Source organism: Streptomyces beijiangensis, assembly GCF_017315755.1.
Lineage (GTDB): Bacteria > Actinomycetota > Actinomycetes > Streptomycetales > Streptomycetaceae > Streptomyces > Streptomyces beijiangensis.
In genome coordinates this window covers 1-16,354 of sequence record NZ_JAFLRJ010000101.1, presented here as the reverse complement: position 1 = coordinate 16,354, position 16,354 = coordinate 1, and the positions used below count along the sequence as shown (strand labels likewise).

Annotated in this window: 16 protein-coding genes; 6 read left to right on the top strand and 10 right to left on the bottom strand. The window is 70.3% G+C overall.

The features are described from left to right. Positions 1-63: 63 nt before the first annotated feature. Genes J0695_RS11750 through J0695_RS11735 form a run of 4 tightly spaced genes read right to left on the bottom strand, consistent with a single transcriptional unit; the run spans position 64 to position 3,989 of the window. Positions 64-816, bottom strand: coding sequence for a GntR family transcriptional regulator (locus J0695_RS11750; RefSeq protein ID WP_206961914.1), 753 nt, complete (start codon positions 814-816; stop codon positions 64-66). A 55-nt stretch (positions 817-871) separates the two neighbouring features. Next, a complete protein-coding gene (locus J0695_RS11745; protein WP_206961870.1) occupies positions 872-1,711 on the bottom strand; it encodes a carbohydrate ABC transporter permease in 840 nt (279 codons plus the stop codon). Further along, complete coding sequence (locus J0695_RS11740; protein WP_206961869.1) at positions 1,708-2,655, bottom strand: carbohydrate ABC transporter permease; 948 nt, start codon at positions 2,653-2,655, stop codon at positions 1,708-1,710. The genes J0695_RS11745 and J0695_RS11740 overlap by 4 nt, the downstream gene beginning before the upstream one ends. Continuing rightward, on the bottom strand, positions 2,655-3,989 hold the full coding sequence (locus J0695_RS11735; RefSeq protein WP_206961868.1) for an ABC transporter substrate-binding protein: 1,335 nt from the start codon (positions 3,987-3,989) through the stop codon (positions 2,655-2,657). Before J0695_RS11735 ends, J0695_RS11740 begins: the two co-directional genes overlap by 1 nt. Before the next feature lie 208 nt (positions 3,990-4,197). Between J0695_RS11735 and J0695_RS11730 the strand changes: the two genes are divergently transcribed. From J0695_RS11730 to J0695_RS11720, 3 genes are all read left to right on the top strand, one after another. Continuing rightward, a complete protein-coding gene (locus tag J0695_RS11730; RefSeq protein ID WP_307798564.1) occupies positions 4,198-5,214 on the top strand; it encodes a LacI family DNA-binding transcriptional regulator in 1,017 nt (338 codons plus the stop codon). Between the two features lie 131 nt (positions 5,215-5,345). Next, the gene (locus tag J0695_RS11725) at positions 5,346-7,286 is read left to right on the top strand and encodes a cellulase family glycosylhydrolase (protein ID WP_206961867.1); all 1,941 of its coding nucleotides are present in this window, start codon (positions 5,346-5,348) and stop codon (positions 7,284-7,286) included. Between the two features lie 71 nt (positions 7,287-7,357). Continuing rightward, positions 7,358-8,371, top strand: coding sequence for a Gfo/Idh/MocA family protein (locus J0695_RS11720; RefSeq protein WP_206961866.1), 1,014 nt, complete (start codon positions 7,358-7,360; stop codon positions 8,369-8,371). On the opposite strand, the gene J0695_RS11715 is transcribed toward J0695_RS11720, so the two are convergent. Together J0695_RS11715 and J0695_RS11710 are read right to left on the bottom strand one after the other, a co-directional pair. After that, entirely contained in the window at positions 8,361-9,593 is a 1,233-nt protein-coding gene (locus J0695_RS11715; protein WP_206961865.1) for a cytochrome P450 family protein, read from the bottom strand. The genes J0695_RS11720 and J0695_RS11715 overlap by 11 nt on opposite strands. A 10-nt stretch (positions 9,594-9,603) precedes the next feature. After that, a complete protein-coding gene (locus J0695_RS11710) occupies positions 9,604-10,023 on the bottom strand; it encodes a PaaI family thioesterase (protein WP_206961864.1) in 420 nt (139 codons plus the stop codon). 89 nt (positions 10,024-10,112) lie between these two features. On the opposite strand from J0695_RS11710, the gene J0695_RS11705 reads away from it, so the two are divergent. Beyond that, positions 10,113-10,883: a hypothetical protein gene (locus tag J0695_RS11705; protein WP_206961863.1), complete on the top strand. Its 771-nt coding sequence runs from the start codon at positions 10,113-10,115 to the stop codon at positions 10,881-10,883. On the opposite strand, the gene J0695_RS11700 is transcribed toward J0695_RS11705, so the two are convergent. The 3 genes from J0695_RS11700 to J0695_RS11690 are packed head-to-tail and all read right to left on the bottom strand — an operon-like array spanning position 10,846 to position 13,917. Next, on the bottom strand, positions 10,846-12,030 hold the full coding sequence (locus tag J0695_RS11700) for a cytochrome P450 family protein (protein WP_206961862.1): 1,185 nt from the start codon (positions 12,028-12,030) through the stop codon (positions 10,846-10,848). The genes J0695_RS11705 and J0695_RS11700 overlap by 38 nt on opposite strands. Before the next feature lie 4 nt (positions 12,031-12,034). Further along, positions 12,035-12,709 (bottom strand): response regulator, encoded by a 675-nt coding sequence (locus J0695_RS11695; protein WP_206961861.1) that lies wholly within the window; start codon positions 12,707-12,709, stop codon positions 12,035-12,037. Beyond that, positions 12,706-13,917, bottom strand: a complete 1,212-nt coding sequence (locus J0695_RS11690; RefSeq protein WP_206961860.1) for a sensor histidine kinase — start codon at positions 13,915-13,917, stop codon at positions 12,706-12,708. The genes J0695_RS11695 and J0695_RS11690 overlap by 4 nt, the downstream gene beginning before the upstream one ends. A gap of 145 nt (positions 13,918-14,062) precedes the next feature. Between J0695_RS11690 and J0695_RS11685 the strand changes: the two genes are divergently transcribed. Beyond that, complete coding sequence (locus tag J0695_RS11685) at positions 14,063-14,269, top strand: hypothetical protein (protein WP_206961859.1); 207 nt, start codon at positions 14,063-14,065, stop codon at positions 14,267-14,269. On the opposite strand, the gene J0695_RS11680 is transcribed toward J0695_RS11685, so the two are convergent. Further along, a complete protein-coding gene (locus J0695_RS11680) occupies positions 14,256-15,173 on the bottom strand; it encodes a DMT family transporter (RefSeq protein WP_206961858.1) in 918 nt (305 codons plus the stop codon). The genes J0695_RS11685 and J0695_RS11680 overlap by 14 nt on opposite strands. A gap of 217 nt (positions 15,174-15,390) precedes the next feature. Between J0695_RS11680 and J0695_RS11675 the strand changes: the two genes are divergently transcribed. Next, on the top strand, positions 15,391-16,113 hold the full coding sequence (locus J0695_RS11675; RefSeq protein ID WP_206961857.1) for an SDR family NAD(P)-dependent oxidoreductase: 723 nt from the start codon (positions 15,391-15,393) through the stop codon (positions 16,111-16,113). The last annotated feature ends 241 nt before the right edge of the window (positions 16,114-16,354 follow it).

Sequence of the window (16,354 nt, the reverse complement as noted above, 5' to 3'; positions counted from 1 at the left end):
CTAGCGGCGGGCGCGCTGCCCCGTCAATGGTTTGTCAGAACATTCTTACGACCCAGTACGGTCCTACGGGCGGACCAGGAGCTGGAACTCGAAGGCGTATCGCGAGGCCCGGTAGGCGTGGGTGCCGTATTCGACGGCCCGTCCCGTGGAGTCGAAGGTGGTGCGCTGCATGGTGAGCAGCGGCGCCCCGTCCGCCTCTTCGAGGCGTACGGCCTCCGCGGCCGAGGCGGCGCGGGCGCCCACCGACTGGCGGGCGCTGTGCAGGGTGATGCCTGCCGCGCGCATCATCCGGTAGAGCCCCGTCGCCTCCAACCGGTCGGTGTCCAGGGCGAGAAGGCCGGCGGGGAGGTAGTTGCACAGGTGCGCCATGGGCTCGTCGTAGGCGAGCCTCAGCCGCTCGATGTGCTGGACCTCGCTGCCCTCGGGGACCGCGAGCGCCGCGGCGATCCCGGCGGTCGCAGGGACGGTGTCGTTGCACAGGACGCGGGTGGTGGGGCGCTGTCCGGCGGCGAGGAGGTCGTCGTACAGGCTGCTCAGTTCGAGCGGGCGCTTGACCTGGCTGTGCACGACCTGGGTGCCGACGCCTCTGCGGCGTACCAGCAGACCCTTGTCGACGAGGGACTGGATGGCCTGGCGGACGGTGGGACGGGACAGCCCCAGACGGCCCGCGAGGTCGATCTCGTTGCCGAGGAGGGAGCCGGGGGTGAGCCTGCCGCGCTCGATGGCCGCCTCCAGCTGCTGGGCGAGCTGGAAGTAGAGCGGGACCGGGCTGGTGCGGTCCACACCGAGTTCAAGACTGAGGGCGGGATCGGCCATGGGTTTGGACACGGGGCGAGCGTAGCCCTCGTCCGGTTGTCCGGACAAAGGGTTGTCATTTCGTCGCCCCCCGGGTGAAGCCGTTGTAGATGTAGCGCTGCAGGAAGAGGAAGACGGCGAGGGTCGGCAGGATGACCAGCACCGCGCCGGCCGAGATGGTCTCCCAGTGCGCTCCGAAGGGGCCCTTGAAGCGGAAGAGCGAGGTGGAGATCGTGCCCAGGTTCTCGGACGGCATATAGAGGAACGGGATGTAGAAGTCGTTGTAGACGGTGATGCCCTTGATGATCACGACGGTGGCGATCGCCGGCTTGAGCAGCGGGAAGATGATCTTCCGGTAGATCGTGAAGGCGTTGGCGCCGTCCAGGCGGGCCGACTCGTCCAGGGAGATCGGGATCCCCCTGATGAACTGCAGGAAGATGTAGATCGAGACGATGTCGGTGCCGGTGTAGAGCGCGATCGGCGCCCAGCGGGAGTCGAAGAGGCCGAAACTGTTGACGATCTGGAAGGTCGCGACCTGGGTGGTCACTCCCGGCACGAGGGTGGCGACCAGGAAGAGTCCCACCACCAGCTTCTTGAAGCGGAACGTGAACCGGTCGATGGCGTAGGCCGTCATGGAGCCGATGACGACGGTACCGGTGATGGCGAAGAGCAGGATGAAGGCCGTGTTGCCGAAGGCCGTCAGCATGTGGCCGTCGCTGAAGGCCGTCGCGTAGTTGGAGAAGTTGAGCCAGTCGTGCGGCAGGGCGAGCGCCCCGCTTCCGTCCGCCATCTCCTTCGAGCTCTTCAGCGAGGTCAGGAGGATCCCGGCCAGGGGCAGCAGCACCACCAGCGCGGCGACGACCAGGGAGAGGTACGCCAGCGTCGGCGCGGTGGAGCGGCGCAGTCGGATGCTCATACGAGGTCCACCTTGTCGTCGGGTACGAGGCGGCGCTGCACCCAGGTCGCCGCCAGGATGATCAGCAGCAGGACGACCGCGGCCGCCGACGCCAGCCCCGTCTTGTTGAACTGGAAGGCGAGCTTCACCGTCTGGATCACAAAGGTCTCGGTGCCGGTCGCGCCGCCGGTCATGATGTACGGGATCTCGAAGACGGAGAGCGATCCCGAGATCGCCAGGATCACGCTGAGGCTGATCACGGGCTTGATGCCGGGCGCGATGATGTGGCGGAACTGCTGCCATCGGGTGGCGCCGTCGAGTTCGGCCGCTTCGTACAACTCGCCGGGTATGGACTGGATCGCGCCGAGGAAGAGCACGAAGTTCAGGCCCATGAAGCGCCAGATGGAGACCCCCGCGAGGGAGACGTTGGCGGAGGCGGGGGTGCCGAGCCAGGCGCGGTCGGTGGAGGCGCCGAAGAGTTTCAGTACGGAGTCCAGGGTGCCGCCGTCCTGGAAGAAGTAGAGGAAGACGAAGCCGATGGCGACCCCGTTGATCAGGTAGGGGAAGAAGAGGATCCCCTTGAAGAGGTTGCGGAAGCGGACGTTGAAGCTGAGGAGGGTCGCGAAGTAGAGCGCGACGGCGATCTGCACGACCGAGGCCGCGAGGTAGTAGACCGAGACGTAGAAGACCTGGAACAGCTCGGGACGGGTGAAGAGTTCGGTGTAGTTCTCGAAGCCGGTGTACTTCAGGTCCGGGCTCAGGCCGTCCCAGTCGGTGAAGGAGTACGCGATCATGTTGGCCACCGGCGCGTAGGTGAAGGTCACCAGGAGCGCCAGCGGCACCGCCATGAAGAGCCAGGGCGTGACGCCCCGCCACAGCCGCGCCCGCGAGGGGCGCGGCGCGGGGCGTTCCCGTACGGGGGCCGGGGCGCCGGTGCGCGGCGCCTTGTCGGCGATCTGGACCATCAGTTGCCCGCGCTCTTCTCGGCCGCGGACCAGCGCTTGGACAGGCCCGCCAGGAAGCCGTCCAGGGTGCCCTTCTTGGCGCCGCGCGCCAGATCGATCAGCTCCTGGCGGTAGTCCGGCTTCTGCAGGCCGATCTCCGACTCGTTGTCGATCTCGTTGACCTGGGCGGTCTTGTCCTGGTTCAGCTCGATGAACTTCGCACCCGCGTCCTCGTACGGCTTCAGGATGGCGGGCAGCGGTGCGCCCTTGACCGGTGAGAGGGCCAGATTGGTCACGGAGTAACCGGACTTGTCGGTGAACCAGTCGATCCAGGCGCGGGCCGCGTCCTTGTGCGCGGAGTGGATGTTGACGGCCTGGTTGTAGTCGGGGGCCGAGATCGCGCAGAACTTCCCGTCGACCTGGGCAGGGAAGGGCATGAAGCCGATGTCGTCCGGGCTGGTGCCTGCCGCCGTGGCGGCCTGCTGCATCTGGATGACCGCCCAGGAGCCGAGCCACATGGTGGCGATCTCGCCCTTGGCCAACTTGGGCTTGGACCCTTCCCAGTTGGTGGTGGTCGGGTCCTTCTCGGCGAGGTTCTCGTGCACGATGTCGTAGACGAGGGTGTCGATGGTGCGCAGGTCGCTGCCCTCGGCCCAGGGGTCGGTGGTGGTGAACTTGTTCTGGGCCTGGGTGTCACAGCTGACGGAGCCGTTCGCGGCGGTCCATGAGGTCAGCGGCCACATGTCCTTGAAGTTGGTGTAGTACGGCGTCGCCTTCGTCTTCGACTTGATCGCCTTGAGGTCGGCGATGAACCCGGCGGGTGTGGTGGGCCAGGCGGTGATGCCGGCCTCCTTCCACACCTTCTTGTTGTAGACGAAGCCGGGTGTGGTGCCGATCGGGCTCTGACCGTAGACCTTGCCGTCCACCGTGGTGAAGGCGGTGTAGTTGTACTTCTTGCTGCGCTCGGCCGAAGTGCCCAGCGAGGCGAAGAACTTGGGGTAGTCGTTCTTCTTCACCACCGAGGGGATCATGAGGACGTCGCCGTAGTTCTCCGTATTCATACGGATCTTGACCTCGCCCTCGTAGTCGGTGATGCCCTCGAACTTCACGTCGACGCCGGGGTAGATCTTCTTGAACTCGGCGGCGTACTTCTTGAGCGTGCCGTCCTGCGCGAGGTCGGTCCGCTGGGTGAGGACGGTGATGGCCCCCGAGACCTTCTTCGCGTCCGTGGGCGCCTTCGCGTCCGCGCCCTTGGTGCTGCCCCCGCTGCCGGTGCAGCCCGCGGTCAGCAGCGCGGTGGCGATCAGCGCTCCGGCGAACGCCGTTGTCCGTGTCCGTATCCGTATGTGCACCATGGCTGTCCCTAGCTCGTCGTGGCACGGATGGAGGGCCGAACGGTGGTCCGCGCACCGTCGGTGCCGTGAAATTAAGGGTGTGCGAAAGGCTGAGTCAATGCCGGTGCATTGCTTTTCTGCTGAGCGGTGTCCGACGATGTAAAAAATCAAACCGCCCCTCTAGCTGAACCGGATTAGTCGAAATGAATCGAACTCCCAGGTCCTGCCCGTGAAGCGGCCCACGATGGCGGACATCGCCCGCCGCGCCGGAGTCACCAAGGGCGCGGTGTCCTTCGCGCTCAACAACCGTCCCGGCGTCTCCGAGCCGACCCGCCACCGCATCCTCGCCATCGCGGAAGAACTCGGCTGGCAGCCCAACAGCGCCGCCCGCGCGCTCTCCGACGGCCGGGCCGGCGCGTTCGGTCTGGTCATCGACAGGCCCGCGCGCACGCTCGGCCTCGAACCCTTCTTCATGCAGCTGATCTCCGGCATCCAGTCCGAGCTGACCAGGGACGCCACACCGCTGATGCTGACCATGGCGGAGGACCAGGCGGCGGAGGTCGCGCTCTACAAGTCGTGGTGGGCGCAGCGCCGGGTGGACGGTGTGTTCCTGGTGGATCTGCAGGCCGACGACGCCCGGGTGACCGTGCTCGAACAGCTCGGGATGCCGGCCGTGGTGATCGGCGCGCCGGTCGGCACCGGGGCACTGCCCGCGGTCTGGAGCGACGACGCGGCCGCCGTGCGGGCGGTGGTACGCCACCTCGCCGACCTGGGGCATCGGCGGCTCGCACGGGTGGGCGGGCCCGCGCGACTGCGGCACACCGTGATCCGTGCGACCGCGTTCCACGCCTGTGTACGGGAGTTGGGTCTCACCGGCGTGACGGTGGAGACCGACTACAGCGGTGAGGCAGGGGCGGCCGCCACCCGGAAGCTGCTCTCGGGGCGTGCGGACGCGCCCACGGCGATCATCTACGACAACGATGTGATGGCCGTCTCCGGCCTCGCCGCCGTCCAGTCGATGGGGCTGCGCGTGCCCGCCGACATCTCCCTGCTGGCCTGGGACGACTCCGCACTCTGCGAGCTGGTGCACCCGCCGCTGACCGCCCTCAGCCGGGACATCGCCGGGTACGGGGCCCATGCGGCACGGCTGCTGCGGGCGGCGGCGGGCGGCCTGCCGGTGGCGGACAGGGAGGACCCGGCACCTCGGCTGACGCTGCGCGGGAGCGTGGCGGCACCGATCAAGTAAACCGGTTTACCGAGGGGTTGACGCTAAACCGGTACAGCGGTTCACTGATGCGGAAAGCGCGGCACGCCCGTCCGCAACGGGCCGCACACGTCATGCCAGCTGCCCTCAGTGTCCTCAGGGAGAATTCGCCGATGGAGCGTCCTGCTGCCCGCCTTTCCTCCGACCACTCCCCCGCCACCTGGCTCGGCGCCAATTTCTGGTCACGCAACGGCGGCCCGCTGATGTGGCGCTCGTACGACGGGGAGACCGTCGGCGATGAGCTGCGCGTCCTGCGCGAGCACGGGCTGAACATGACCCGGTCGTTCTTCTACTGGCCGGACTTCCACCCCGAGCCGCACCGCGTCGACGAGGTGCTCTGCGACCGCTACCGGGACTTCCTGGACCGCCACCAGGAGCTCGCCATGACCACCGTGCCGACGTTCATCGTCGGCCATATGTCCGGCGAGAACTGGGATCCCGCCTGGCGGGGCGGCCGCGACCTCTACACCGATGTGTGGCTGGTGGCCCGACAGGCCTGGTTCGCCCGCGAGATGACCCGCCGCTTCAAGGACCACCCGGCCGTGGCCGGCTGGCTGATCTCCAACGAGATGCCGATCTACGGAGCCGAGGGCGCCACCCGCGAATCGGTCGCCTCCTGGGCCCAGATCCTGGTGGACGCGGTACGGGCGGGCGGCGCCACGCAGCCCGTCTCTCTCGGCGACGGCGCCTGGGGCCTGGAGAATTCCGGCCACGACAACGGCTTCTCGCTGCGCGACACCGCCGCCCTCACCGACTGGCTCGGCCCGCACGTCTACCGCATGGAGGACGACGTGGTGCGCCAGCACTACGCGGCCGCCTGGGTCTGCGAGCTGACCGGGACCTATCGCCGGCCCGTGGTCCTTGAGGAGTTCGGGCTGACCTCCGCGTTCGCCTCGGGCGCGCATGCCGCGCGCTACTACCGCCAGGCCCTGCACAACTCCCTGCTGGCCGGGGCGACAGGCTGGGTCGCCTGGAACAACACCGACTACGACACGCTGCGCGAGCAGCCGCCGTACAACCATCACCCCTTCGAGATGCACTTCGGGCTCACCGACTCCGCAGGCACCCCCAAGCCCCAGCTGCGCGAACTCCGTGATTTCGCCGGGGTGCTGGAGGCGGTGGACTTCGAGCGGTGCACCCGCGCGGACACGGACACGGCCCTGGTGATCTCCTCGTACCTGGACACGCTCTACCCCTTCACCCGCCCCGAGGACCGCAGCCACGTGGAGCAGACCGGCCGGCAGGCGTGGATCGCGGCCCGGCTCGCGGACGCCCCCGCGGCGGTCGTGCGCGAGAGCAACGGGCTGCCGGAGGGGCACCGGCTGTATCTGGTGCCCGCCACCAAGCAGCTGCTCGCCTCCGGCTGGTACCGGCTGGAGGAGCTGGCGCGCGGCGGAGCGACGGTCTATGTCTCGTACTGTGCGGGCAGCCATGACGAACAGCGCGGTCCCTGGTACGCCCACCTCGACGAACTCTTCGGTGTGCGGCACCAGTTGGAGTACGGGATGGTCAATCCGATCGAGGACGAGGAGACCGTGCTGACCTTCCGGCAGTCCTTCGGGAACCTCCCCGAAGGCGCCACCCTGGCCTTCCGCACCGCGGGCACCGACAGCAGCAGGTCCTTCCTTCCCGTGGAGCCGGACGGGGCCGAGGTGCTCGCGACCGACGGGCGCGGGCGGCCCGCACTGCTGCACCGCAGCGTCGGCGCCGGCGGCATCGTGCTGTGCACTTATCCGCTGGAGCACATGGCGGCCGTCACTCCGAGGGTCAATCCGGAGGCGACGAGCAGGCTGTACGACGCGCTCGCCGCGCATGCGGGCGTACGGCGGCCCGTGACCGTCGACGATCCGCGCGTCGCCGTGGACCTGCTGGTCCATGAGGACGGGCACCGTTTCGTCTGGCTGGTCAGCCAGTGCCCCGACGAGCTCACGGTGAAGCCGGCGATCACGCCGGGGCACCGCCTTTCGGAGCCCGCGGGCGGCGAGGTGGACACGGTGGTGCTGCCGCCGTACGGGGTGACGGTGCTGCGCCTCGATGCGGTGGACGCCGTGTAGTTCATCGTTCATCGGGAGTTTGTCAGGACATACCGTTGACAGGACCGGGCGGGCGACGGCACGTTGGGGCCATGCGTATCGGACTTGTCGGCACAGGACGGATCGGCTCCTTCCACGCGGGGGTGCTGGGCGGCCACCCCGGCGTGGACGCCCTGGTGGTCGCGGACGCCGACGGGGCGCGGGCGGCGGAGGTGGCGCTGCGGACCGGTGCGACGGCCGCGCCCTCGGTGGACGAGCTGTTCGCCCGGGACCTCGACGCCCTCGTCATCGCCTCGGCCACCTCCTCGCACGCGGAGCTGATCGGCCGGGCGGCGGGCGCCGCGCTCCCCGTCTTCTGCGAGAAGCCCATCGCCCTCGACCTGACAGGGACCCTGGCCGCGCTGCGGGAGGTCGAGGCGGCAGGGACCGTGCTCCAGCTGGGCTTCATGCGGCGCTTCGACGCGGGCTACGCGGCGGCGCGCAGGCTCGTGAGGTCCGGGGCGCTGGGGCGGCTGCACACCGTACGGGCCATGACGTCCGATCCCGCGCCGCCGCCCGCCGCGTATCTGCCGCTGTCGGGCGGCCTCTACCGCGACTGCCTGGTGCACGACTTCGACATGCTGCGGTGGGTGACAGGTCGGGAGGTCGTGGAGGTGTACGCGACGGGCTCGGACGCGGGGCCCGCCATGTTCCGCTCCGCCCAGGACATCGACACGGCGGCAGCCGTGCTCACCCTGGACGACGGGGTGCTCGCCACGGCCACCGCGACCCGGTGCAACGGGGCGGGTTACGACGTCCGCATGGAGCTGGCCGGGGAGTTGGACCAGATCGCGGCCGGGCTCGATGACCGTACGCCGCTCACCTCGGCCGAACCTCAGGGCCCGCCGCCCGCCGCCAAGCCGTGGGCCGGCTTCCTGGAGCGCTTCGCACCCGCCTACGAAGCCGAGCTCGACGCCTTCCTGAAGGTCGTACGGGGAGAGCTCGCCAACCCCTGCGACGGCCGGGAGGCGCTGCACGCCCTGCGCATCGCCGAGGCGTGCGAGCTCTCACGGCGTGAGCACCGCCCGGTCCGGGTGGACGAGATCCCGGGGCTGTCTACCAGCTGACGGGGAGGGTGTGCGGGCCGCGGATGAGCATGCCCGTACGCCAGGAGATCGCCGCCGGGTCTATCTCCAGGGCGAGTTCGGGGCAGCGCTCCAGGAGGGACCGGACCGCGATACGGGCCTCCAGGCGGGCCAGCGGCGCACCCAGGCAGTAGTGGATGCCGTGGCCGAAGGAGAGATGGCCGCGTGCGTCGCGCCGGATGTCGAAGCGGTCGGGGTCCTCGTAACGCGCCGGATCGCGGTTGGCGTCGGAGAGCGCGACCAGGACCAGTTCGCCGCCGCCCGGGACGAGGGTGCCGCCAATGTCGAGCGGTTCGGTGGTGAAGCGGTAGGTCGGGGTCTCCACCGGACCCTCGTAGCGGAGCATCTCCTCCACGGCCTGGTCCATGAGACCGGAGTCGGCGCGCAGGGCCGCCAGTTGGTCGGGGTGGGTGAGCAGGGCAAGCACCCCGTTGGAGATGAGATTGACGGTCGTCTCGTGGCCGGCGACCAGCAGCAGCCAGGCCATGCCGAGGAGTTCCTCGGACGAGAGCCGGTCGCCCTCCTCGTCCGATGCGGTGATGAGCGCGCTCATCAGGTCCTCGCCGGACTGTTCGCGCTTGGAGGCGACCAGACCGGCGAGATAGGCGGGCATCGCCTTGGCCGCGGCGGCCCGCTCCCCGGGGTCGGTCGAGGAGATCGCGGTATTGGAGAGCTCGCGGAACTGCGCCCGGTCGAGGAAGGGGACGCCGAGCAGTTCGCAGATCACGCCCATCGGGAGCGGAAAGGCGAGGGACTCGACGAGATCGGCGTCGCGGCCGGGGGCTGTGAGCATCGCGTCGAGCAGTCCGTCGGTCATCTCCTGGATGCGCGGGGCGAGTTGGTCGATGCGGCGGGGCGTGAACTCGCGGGTGACGAGCCCGCGCAGGCGGGCGTGCAGCGGCGGGTCCGAGCTGAGCATGGTCCGGCCCGACGACACCTGGGCGACGCCCAGCGCGGGCGAGGCGCTGCGCCACTCCTTGGAGAGCCGCGAGTCGGCGAGGACGGCACGCCCGGCCTCGTACCCGACGACCAGCCAGGCGTCGGCGCCCTCGGGCATCCGGATGCGGTGGACGGGCCCGGCCTCGCGCAGTTTCGCGTAGACGGGGTACGGGTCGCGGGTGAAGTCCTCGCCGAGCGCGGCGAGATCGACTATCGGATCGGCTGTCGGACCGGCTGTCGGACCGGTTGTGGCATCGGCGGTCACGGGCGTCCTCTCAAGACGGCTGTGCGGACAGTACGGTGCCTTGCGCGACGGCGCACAGTGCCTCGGCGCCGTCCTCCTTCACGGTGAACAGGTCGCAGCGGACGACTGCCTGACGGCGCCCGCCGTGCACGACCTCGGCGCGGGCCACGAGGCTGCGGCCGGTCGCGGGCCGTACGTACTGGATGGTGAATCCGCTGGTCAGGACGGCGGAGCCGAGGGCCGTACCGGCGGCGAAAGTGAGGGCGTTGTCGGCCGCGTACGCCAGGACCCCGCCGTGCAGAAAGCCGTTCTGCTGGTGGAGCTCCTCGCGGATGCCGATCTCCAGGACGGCCTTCCCGTCGCCGAAGGCGGTGATCCGCGCCTGGAGCAGACGGCTGAACGGCTGGCTTTCGAGGACCTTGCAGGCCATTTCGAGATCGAGCTCCGGCATGGACGAACCCTCCCGCATGATCGGATGGACCACCCTAACTCCCCCGCGGTCCCGCGCACTTCTACTCTTGAGCAGGGAGGTGAGGCCAGGTGTTCAAGCGGTGGTGGTTCGTCGGACAGCTGCGTACGGACCGAGGTGCGGGCCCGGTCCGGCGCAAGGGGCTGAGCAGGGAGGCGCAGCACCTGGTCATCGCCGAGTGGGAGGCCGCGTACGAGCGGCTGCAGCGGATCGCCGCCGAGCGGGTCGCCGCGGTGGGGGACGTCCTGCGCGAGGCCGAACTCCCGGTCGGGGACGCCGCCTTGGATTCCGCGGCCCGGCGCGACTACCAGTGGGCGCTCGATGCCTTCGGCGCTGCGGGGAAGGTCCTCGACGAGGCGGGTGACCTGCCGGACCTGGCAGCGGCGGCGGTGCTCGCCGAGCGGGCGCTGGAGCGGTTCGCGGCCGTCCACGCGCGCCTCGCCGGGGCGGCGCATCCGCCGAAGCCGGCCGAGCGCTGCTACTACAACCCGCTGCACGCGGCGGCCGAGCGCCCGCACCGCCCGGAGAAGCGGAGTGCCAAGCGCCGGGTGCGGCCGCGGGAGGCGGCGGCCGACCGCAGACCCGGGTGCGCGTCGTGCCGGAGGGCGATCCTGGCGGGGCAGGCCCCCGATGTGCTGCCCGCCCTGATCCCGGTGAGGGTTTCGCGGCTGCGCAAGGCCAGGGTGCTGGTCCCGTACTACTCCGTACCGCAGAAGTGGTCGCTCTGGTCGCTCTCGGCCTGTGGGGCGTACGGGGACGAATGGCCGGCCCTGGTGCTGCGCGGCGAGCACCGGCGCCGCTCGGTCACCAGCGCACCGGCAGGCGGCGCACGCCGCGCATGAGCAGGCCGGGGATCCAGTCGTAGGCGCCGCCGTCGGGGTCGAGGGCGAGATCGGGGCAGCGCTCCAGGAGGGCGCGGACGGCGATCCTGCCCTCCAGCCGGGCGAGCGGTGCGCCCAGGCAGTAGTGGATGCCGTGACCGAAGGCGAGGTGGCCCTGCGCCTCGCGGCGGATGTCGAAGCGGTCGGATTCAGGAAAGCGGGCCGGGTCGCGGTCGGCTGCGGCGAGGACGACCAGAACGGACTCGCCTGCCTCGATGACGGTGCCCGCGACCTCGACGGGTTCGACGGTGAACCGATAGGTGGCGGCCTCGACCGGGCCGTCGTAGCGGAGCATCTCCTCCACGGCGTTGTCCAGGAGGCTCATGTCGGCCCGCAGGGCGGCCAGTTGGTCCGGATGGTCCAGCAGGGCGCGCACACCGTTGGCGATCAGATTGACCGTCGTCTCATGTCCCGCGACGAGCAACAGGAAAGCCATACCGATGAGTTCGTCGCGCGAGAGGCGGTCGCCGTCCTCGTGACGTGTACGGATGAGGGCGCTCATGAGGTCGTCGCCGGGGGCTGTACTGCGCTTGTCCTCGATGAGTTCGGCGAGGTAGTCGCTCATCGCTCCCATCGCCTCACTGTGGACGGTCGGTTCGGTCGGGGCGACGATCTCGTTGGACCACTTGCGGAAGATGTCGCGGTCCAGGTCGGGCACGCCGAGCAGTTCACAGATGACGGTCATGGGCAACGGGAAGGCGAACGCGTCGATGAGGTCACCGGCACCGTGCGGGGAGTCGAGCATCGTGTCGAGCAGTTCGTCGGTGATCTGCTGGACGCGGGGCCCGAGCGCCTCGATGCGGCGCGGGGTGAACTCCCGTACCACCAGCTTGCGGAGCCGGGTGTGGTGGGGCGGGTCGGACTCCAGCATGTTGGCGTTGACGGGGTTGCCGGAGAACTCCCAGTCGCCGTGGGTGCGCCAGTCCTTGGAGAACCGCGGGTCGGCGAGCGCGGCCCGCGCCTCCTCGTGGCCCACGATCATCCGGAGCCGATTCCCGTTGGGGTGGATCGCCAGGTGAACGGGCCCTGTTGCGCGCAGTTTTGCGTAGTACGGATACGGATCGGCGACGAAGTCGTCACCCCACGCGGCAAAATCGATGTCGGCCATCGGCTCAGCGTACGTCGCCGCCCCCGTCGAGGATTCCCGCGTCGTGCACCAGGAGCGCGATCTGGACACGGTTGTTGAGCCCGAGGCGGGACAGGATGCGCGAGACGTGCGTCTTCACGGTCGGCAGGCTCAGGTACAGGGCGGCCGCGATCTCCGCGTTGGACTGTCCGCGCCCGACCGCGACGGCCACCTCCCGCTCCCGTTCGGCGAGTTGGGAGAGCCGCCCGCGCGCCTTCCCCTGCCGGTCGTCGGGGACGGCGCCCGCCACGTGCGACATCAACTGCCGTGTCACGGCGGGGGAAAGGACCGGGTCGCCGCCCGCCACGCGCCGTACCGCCGCGACGATCTCGGCCGGCGGGGTGTCCTTCAGTACGAATCCAGCGGCCCCGGCCCGGAGCGCCCGCAGCACCTGTTCATCGGCGTGGAAGGTGGTGAGGACGATGACCTCGGGTGCGCCTGCGCAGGCGCGCAGGCGTTCGGTGGCCGTCAGCCCGTCGACGCCCGGCATCCGGATGTCCATGAGGACCACATCGGGGCGGAGGCAGCCGACCGCGTCCGCCACCTCGCTGCCGTCGGCCGCCTCCCCCACGATGTCGATGTCCTCGGCGCCGCCGAGCATGAGCGCGAGTCCGGCGCGTACCAGCGGGTCGTCGTCGACGATGAGCAACTTGATGGTCATGCGGGCCACGGTAGCCAGGCGCCGACGAGGAAGCCGCCCTCCCCCGTCGTCCCGTGGTCGAGACGGCCGCCCGCGAGGGTGGCGCGTTCGGTGAGACCGATCAGGCCCTGGCCCGATCCGGGGACCTTGGGCACCTCGCCGCCGGGCGCCGGATTGTGCACCTCGATGGTGAGACCGTTCCCCGGGCTGCCCTCCACGGTGACGGTGACCTCCGTTCCCGGCGCGTGTTTGCGGGCGTTGGTCAGCCCTTCCTGGGCGATCCGGTACGCGGTACGTCCGGTGGCCGCGGGGACCGTCTCCGGGTCGGTGACGCGCAGTTCGACGGCGACCTTCATCCCGGCCTGCCGCGATTCGGCGACCAGCGCTTCGAGGGTGGCCAGGGTGGGCTGCGGGCGGTGTTCGTCGCCCTCGCCGGGCGCCCGCAGCACCCCGATGATCTCGCGGAGGTCCTGGAGCGCCTCGTGGGCGCTGTCACGGATGACACCTGCTGCTCTGGCGACCTCGGCGGGCGGTGCGTCAGGACGGAATTCGAGGGCGCCGGCATGCACGCTCAGCAGCGTCAGCCGGTGTGCAAGGACGTCGTGCATCTCGCGGGCGATGGCCTCGCGGGCGAGCCGCTGGGCCTGCTCGGCGCGCAGGTCGGCCTCGGCCTCGGCGCGCAGGGCGCGTTCCCGCAGTACGACGAGGAGCTGGCGCCGGGAGCGTACGAACATCCCCCACGCGATCACCAGCAGCACCAGCAGCGCCCCGGTCAGCGTCGAGGCGAGCCAGCCCGTCGTGGGGTCGGGCCGCAGCCAGGTGCTCACCGCCCCGCTGACCACCGCGACGGCGCCGATGACCGCGACCGGCTTGAACGGCCGGTGCACGGCCAGGCTGAACAGCGCCACGAGCAGCGCGCCCGCGGCCAGTGGCGCCACCAGATTGAGGACGACGAGCCCCACCGCGAGCCCGACGGGCCACCGCCTGCGCACCCACAGGGCGCAGCAGGCGACCGCGCCCGCCAGCTGGTCGGCGAAGGTGACGAGGTCGGAGTTGTTGGCCTCGGACAGGGAGTCGAGCGCCAGGATGCCGATTCCCGCCGCGATCAGGAAGGCCGTGATGTCGACGGCCCAGTCGCGCGGGGTACGGCGGGGCCGCTCCCGGTCGGTCGACAGCGCCGGATCGGCGAGGGCCGAAGGGAGCAGCCAGGGGTATTCCGCACGCGTCATATCGACAAAGCTACGCAGGCGGGGACGGGAATGCGGCCACTGATCCCCGAGTACAGACCAAAGTTTCCCCGGCTCAGACTTTCGGACCGCCGGAGCAGTCCGACGGCCGATACCGGTGCGGGCGCGCCGCCGACACGCTTGCCCCATGAAGAAGATCTTCGAAGTGGCCGGGGTGCTCCTGCTGATCCAGGGTGTGGGCGGACTGCTCCATGAAGCGTTCGACTGGTTCCCGCTGACGGGCCTGGTCACCCGGCTGGGTTTCCTGGACGGCTACGAGATCTTCTCCGACATCGTCCTCACCGTGACCGGTCTCGCCGTACTGATCGCCTCGGACCGGGTCAGCGTCCGGTAGCGCGCCGGCCCCAGGCGGTCCCTGCCAGGACGAGTACGCCGCCCAGCAGCCCCAGGGCGCCCAGACGCTCACCGCCGATCGTAATGCCGACCGCCGCCGCCCACACCGGTTCCGTGCCGAGCAGCAGGCTGACCCGGGAGGGCGAGGTGCGGCGGACGGCCCACATCTGCACGAAGAAGGCGAAGAGCGTGCAGAAGGCCGAGAGGAAGAGCAGCCCGGCCCAGTCCTGCGCATCGAACGCGGCCGCCGCGGTCCAGGGGGCCGCCCCGGTTCCGGGTACCGCGGCGAGCACCGCGAACACCGCCACCGCCGAGCCCAGTTGGACCGTGGTCAGCGAGAGCGCGTCGGCCGACTGGACGGCCTTGATCCGCGACATCGCCAGGACGTGGACGGTACGGGCGAGCGCGGCGAGCAGCATCAGGAGGTCGCCCGTGGAGGGGGCGGTGAAGCCGCCGCCCTGGGTGAGCAGGACGACGCCGAGCACGGAGAGCCCGGCCGCCCCGAGGAAGGCCCGGGACGGCGGGGTTCTGGTGACCGCCGCCTCCGCGAGGGGCGTGAAGATCATGGTGAGGCTGATGATGAGCCCGGCGTTGGTGGCGGAGGTGTGCACGACTCCGTATGTCTCGAGCAGGAAGATCCCGCTGAGGATCGCACCGAGGATCCCGGCGCCGCGCCACTGCGCCGCGGTCAGCTCGCGCAGTCCGCGGCGTCCTGCGACGACGAGGGCCGGCAGGACGATGCCGAAGCGCAGCACCAGGACGGCGAGCACGGTCGACTGGGTGGTGATGCCCTTGGCGGCGAGGTAGCTGGAGCCCCAGACGGCGGCCACCACGAGCACGGGCAGGTCGGTGTGCCAGGCCCTGCGGGGTGCGGGGGTGGCGGCGGGCAGGGCCAGGGACGACATGGGCACGGACTCCAGCGGGTGAGGTATCGGTGGAGGCGTCGTCGGCTCGCACGGGGCGATCACCGTACCCGCGCCATGATCGCTGTGACTACTGGTCGTTGGCATGACTCCCGTGCTGGAGGAGGCCGTCCGATTCCCGCCGGTGCCGTGAGGGCCACGCCGGTTTCATTGATCCCGCAACCACTTCTGCGAATCAATGCGAACTGAGGGGCACGACATGTCTTCACTGAACGGCAGGACGGCACTGGTCACGGGCGGCAGCCGGGGCATCGGCGCGGCGGTCGCGCTGCGGCTGGCCCAGGAGGGCGCCGATGTGGCGATCACCTACGTACGGAACGAGGAGGCGGCCCGGGAGGTCGTACAGAAGATCGAGTCGACCGGACGGCGGGGGCTCGCGCTGCGGATGGACGCGGCCGGGGCCGTGGAGCGGACCGCGGAGGAGTTCGGGGGGCTCGACATCCTGGTCAACAACGCCGGCATCGGTGTGCTCGGCCCGATCGGGGACCTGTCCGTGGAGGACGTGGACCGCACACTCGACGTCAATGTGCGGGAGGTCTTCCTGGGCTCGCGGGCGGCGGCGGGTGTGCTGCGGGACGGCGGGCGGATCATCTCGACGGGTTCGGGGCTCACGCAGTACGCGGGCGGTCCCGGCGGCACGCTGTACGCGATGAGCAAGTCGGCGCTGACGGGGCTGACGAAGTCCCTGGCGAGGGAGCTGGGCGGCCGGGGCATCACGGTCAACCTGATCCACCCGGGCCCGATCGACACGGACCTGAACCCGGCGGACGGCCCGTACGCGGAGCCGCAGCGGGCGGGGACGGCGCTGGGCCGGTTCGGCACCAGGGACGAGGTCGCTTCGCTGGTGGCGTACCTGGTCAGCGAGGACGCGGGTTATGTGACGGGGGCGGAGATCGGGGTGGACGGGGGCCACGCCGCGTAACCCTCCGGGGCCGTCCTCAATCGCCGGACGGGCTATTGACAGCCCGTCCGGCGATTGAGGACCGGGGGTCTGGGGGCGGAGCCCCCAGGGAGGAGATCAGGCGGCGGCGAGTTCGCGCTCGTCTGCCGGAGCCGCCTCCGCCGCGGCCTTGCTGCGGCGCGGAATCAGCAGAGCGGCAAGCGCCGCGAGGGCGACCGTACCGGCGCCGATCCACAGAGCGGGGACGGTGCCGTCGGTGAAG

Coding starts and splice junctions, on each gene's coding strand:
- J0695_RS11685 (WP_206961859.1), top strand. CDS start 14,063: ATGAAGAAGATCTTCGAAGTGGCCGGGGTGCTCCTGCTGATCCAGGGT.
- J0695_RS11735 (WP_206961868.1), bottom strand. CDS start 3,989: ATGGTGCACATACGGATACGGACACGGACAACGGCGTTCGCCGGAGCG.
- J0695_RS11680 (WP_206961858.1), bottom strand. CDS start 15,173: ATGTCGTCCCTGGCCCTGCCCGCCGCCACCCCCGCACCCCGCAGGGCC.
- J0695_RS11700 (WP_206961862.1), bottom strand. CDS start 12,030: ATGGCCGACATCGATTTTGCCGCGTGGGGTGACGACTTCGTCGCCGAT.
- J0695_RS11720 (WP_206961866.1), top strand. CDS start 7,358: ATGCGTATCGGACTTGTCGGCACAGGACGGATCGGCTCCTTCCACGCG.
- J0695_RS11725 (WP_206961867.1), top strand. CDS start 5,346: ATGGAGCGTCCTGCTGCCCGCCTTTCCTCCGACCACTCCCCCGCCACC.
- J0695_RS11740 (WP_206961869.1), bottom strand. CDS start 2,655: ATGGTCCAGATCGCCGACAAGGCGCCGCGCACCGGCGCCCCGGCCCCC.
- J0695_RS11750 (WP_206961914.1), bottom strand. CDS start 816: ATGGCCGATCCCGCCCTCAGTCTTGAACTCGGTGTGGACCGCACCAGC.
- J0695_RS11710 (WP_206961864.1), bottom strand. CDS start 10,023: ATGCCGGAGCTCGATCTCGAAATGGCCTGCAAGGTCCTCGAAAGCCAG.
- J0695_RS11690 (WP_206961860.1), bottom strand. CDS start 13,917: ATGACGCGTGCGGAATACCCCTGGCTGCTCCCTTCGGCCCTCGCCGAT.
- J0695_RS11745 (WP_206961870.1), bottom strand. CDS start 1,711: ATGAGCATCCGACTGCGCCGCTCCACCGCGCCGACGCTGGCGTACCTC.
- J0695_RS11695 (WP_206961861.1), bottom strand. CDS start 12,709: ATGACCATCAAGTTGCTCATCGTCGACGACGACCCGCTGGTACGCGCC.
- J0695_RS11675 (WP_206961857.1), top strand. CDS start 15,391: ATGTCTTCACTGAACGGCAGGACGGCACTGGTCACGGGCGGCAGCCGG.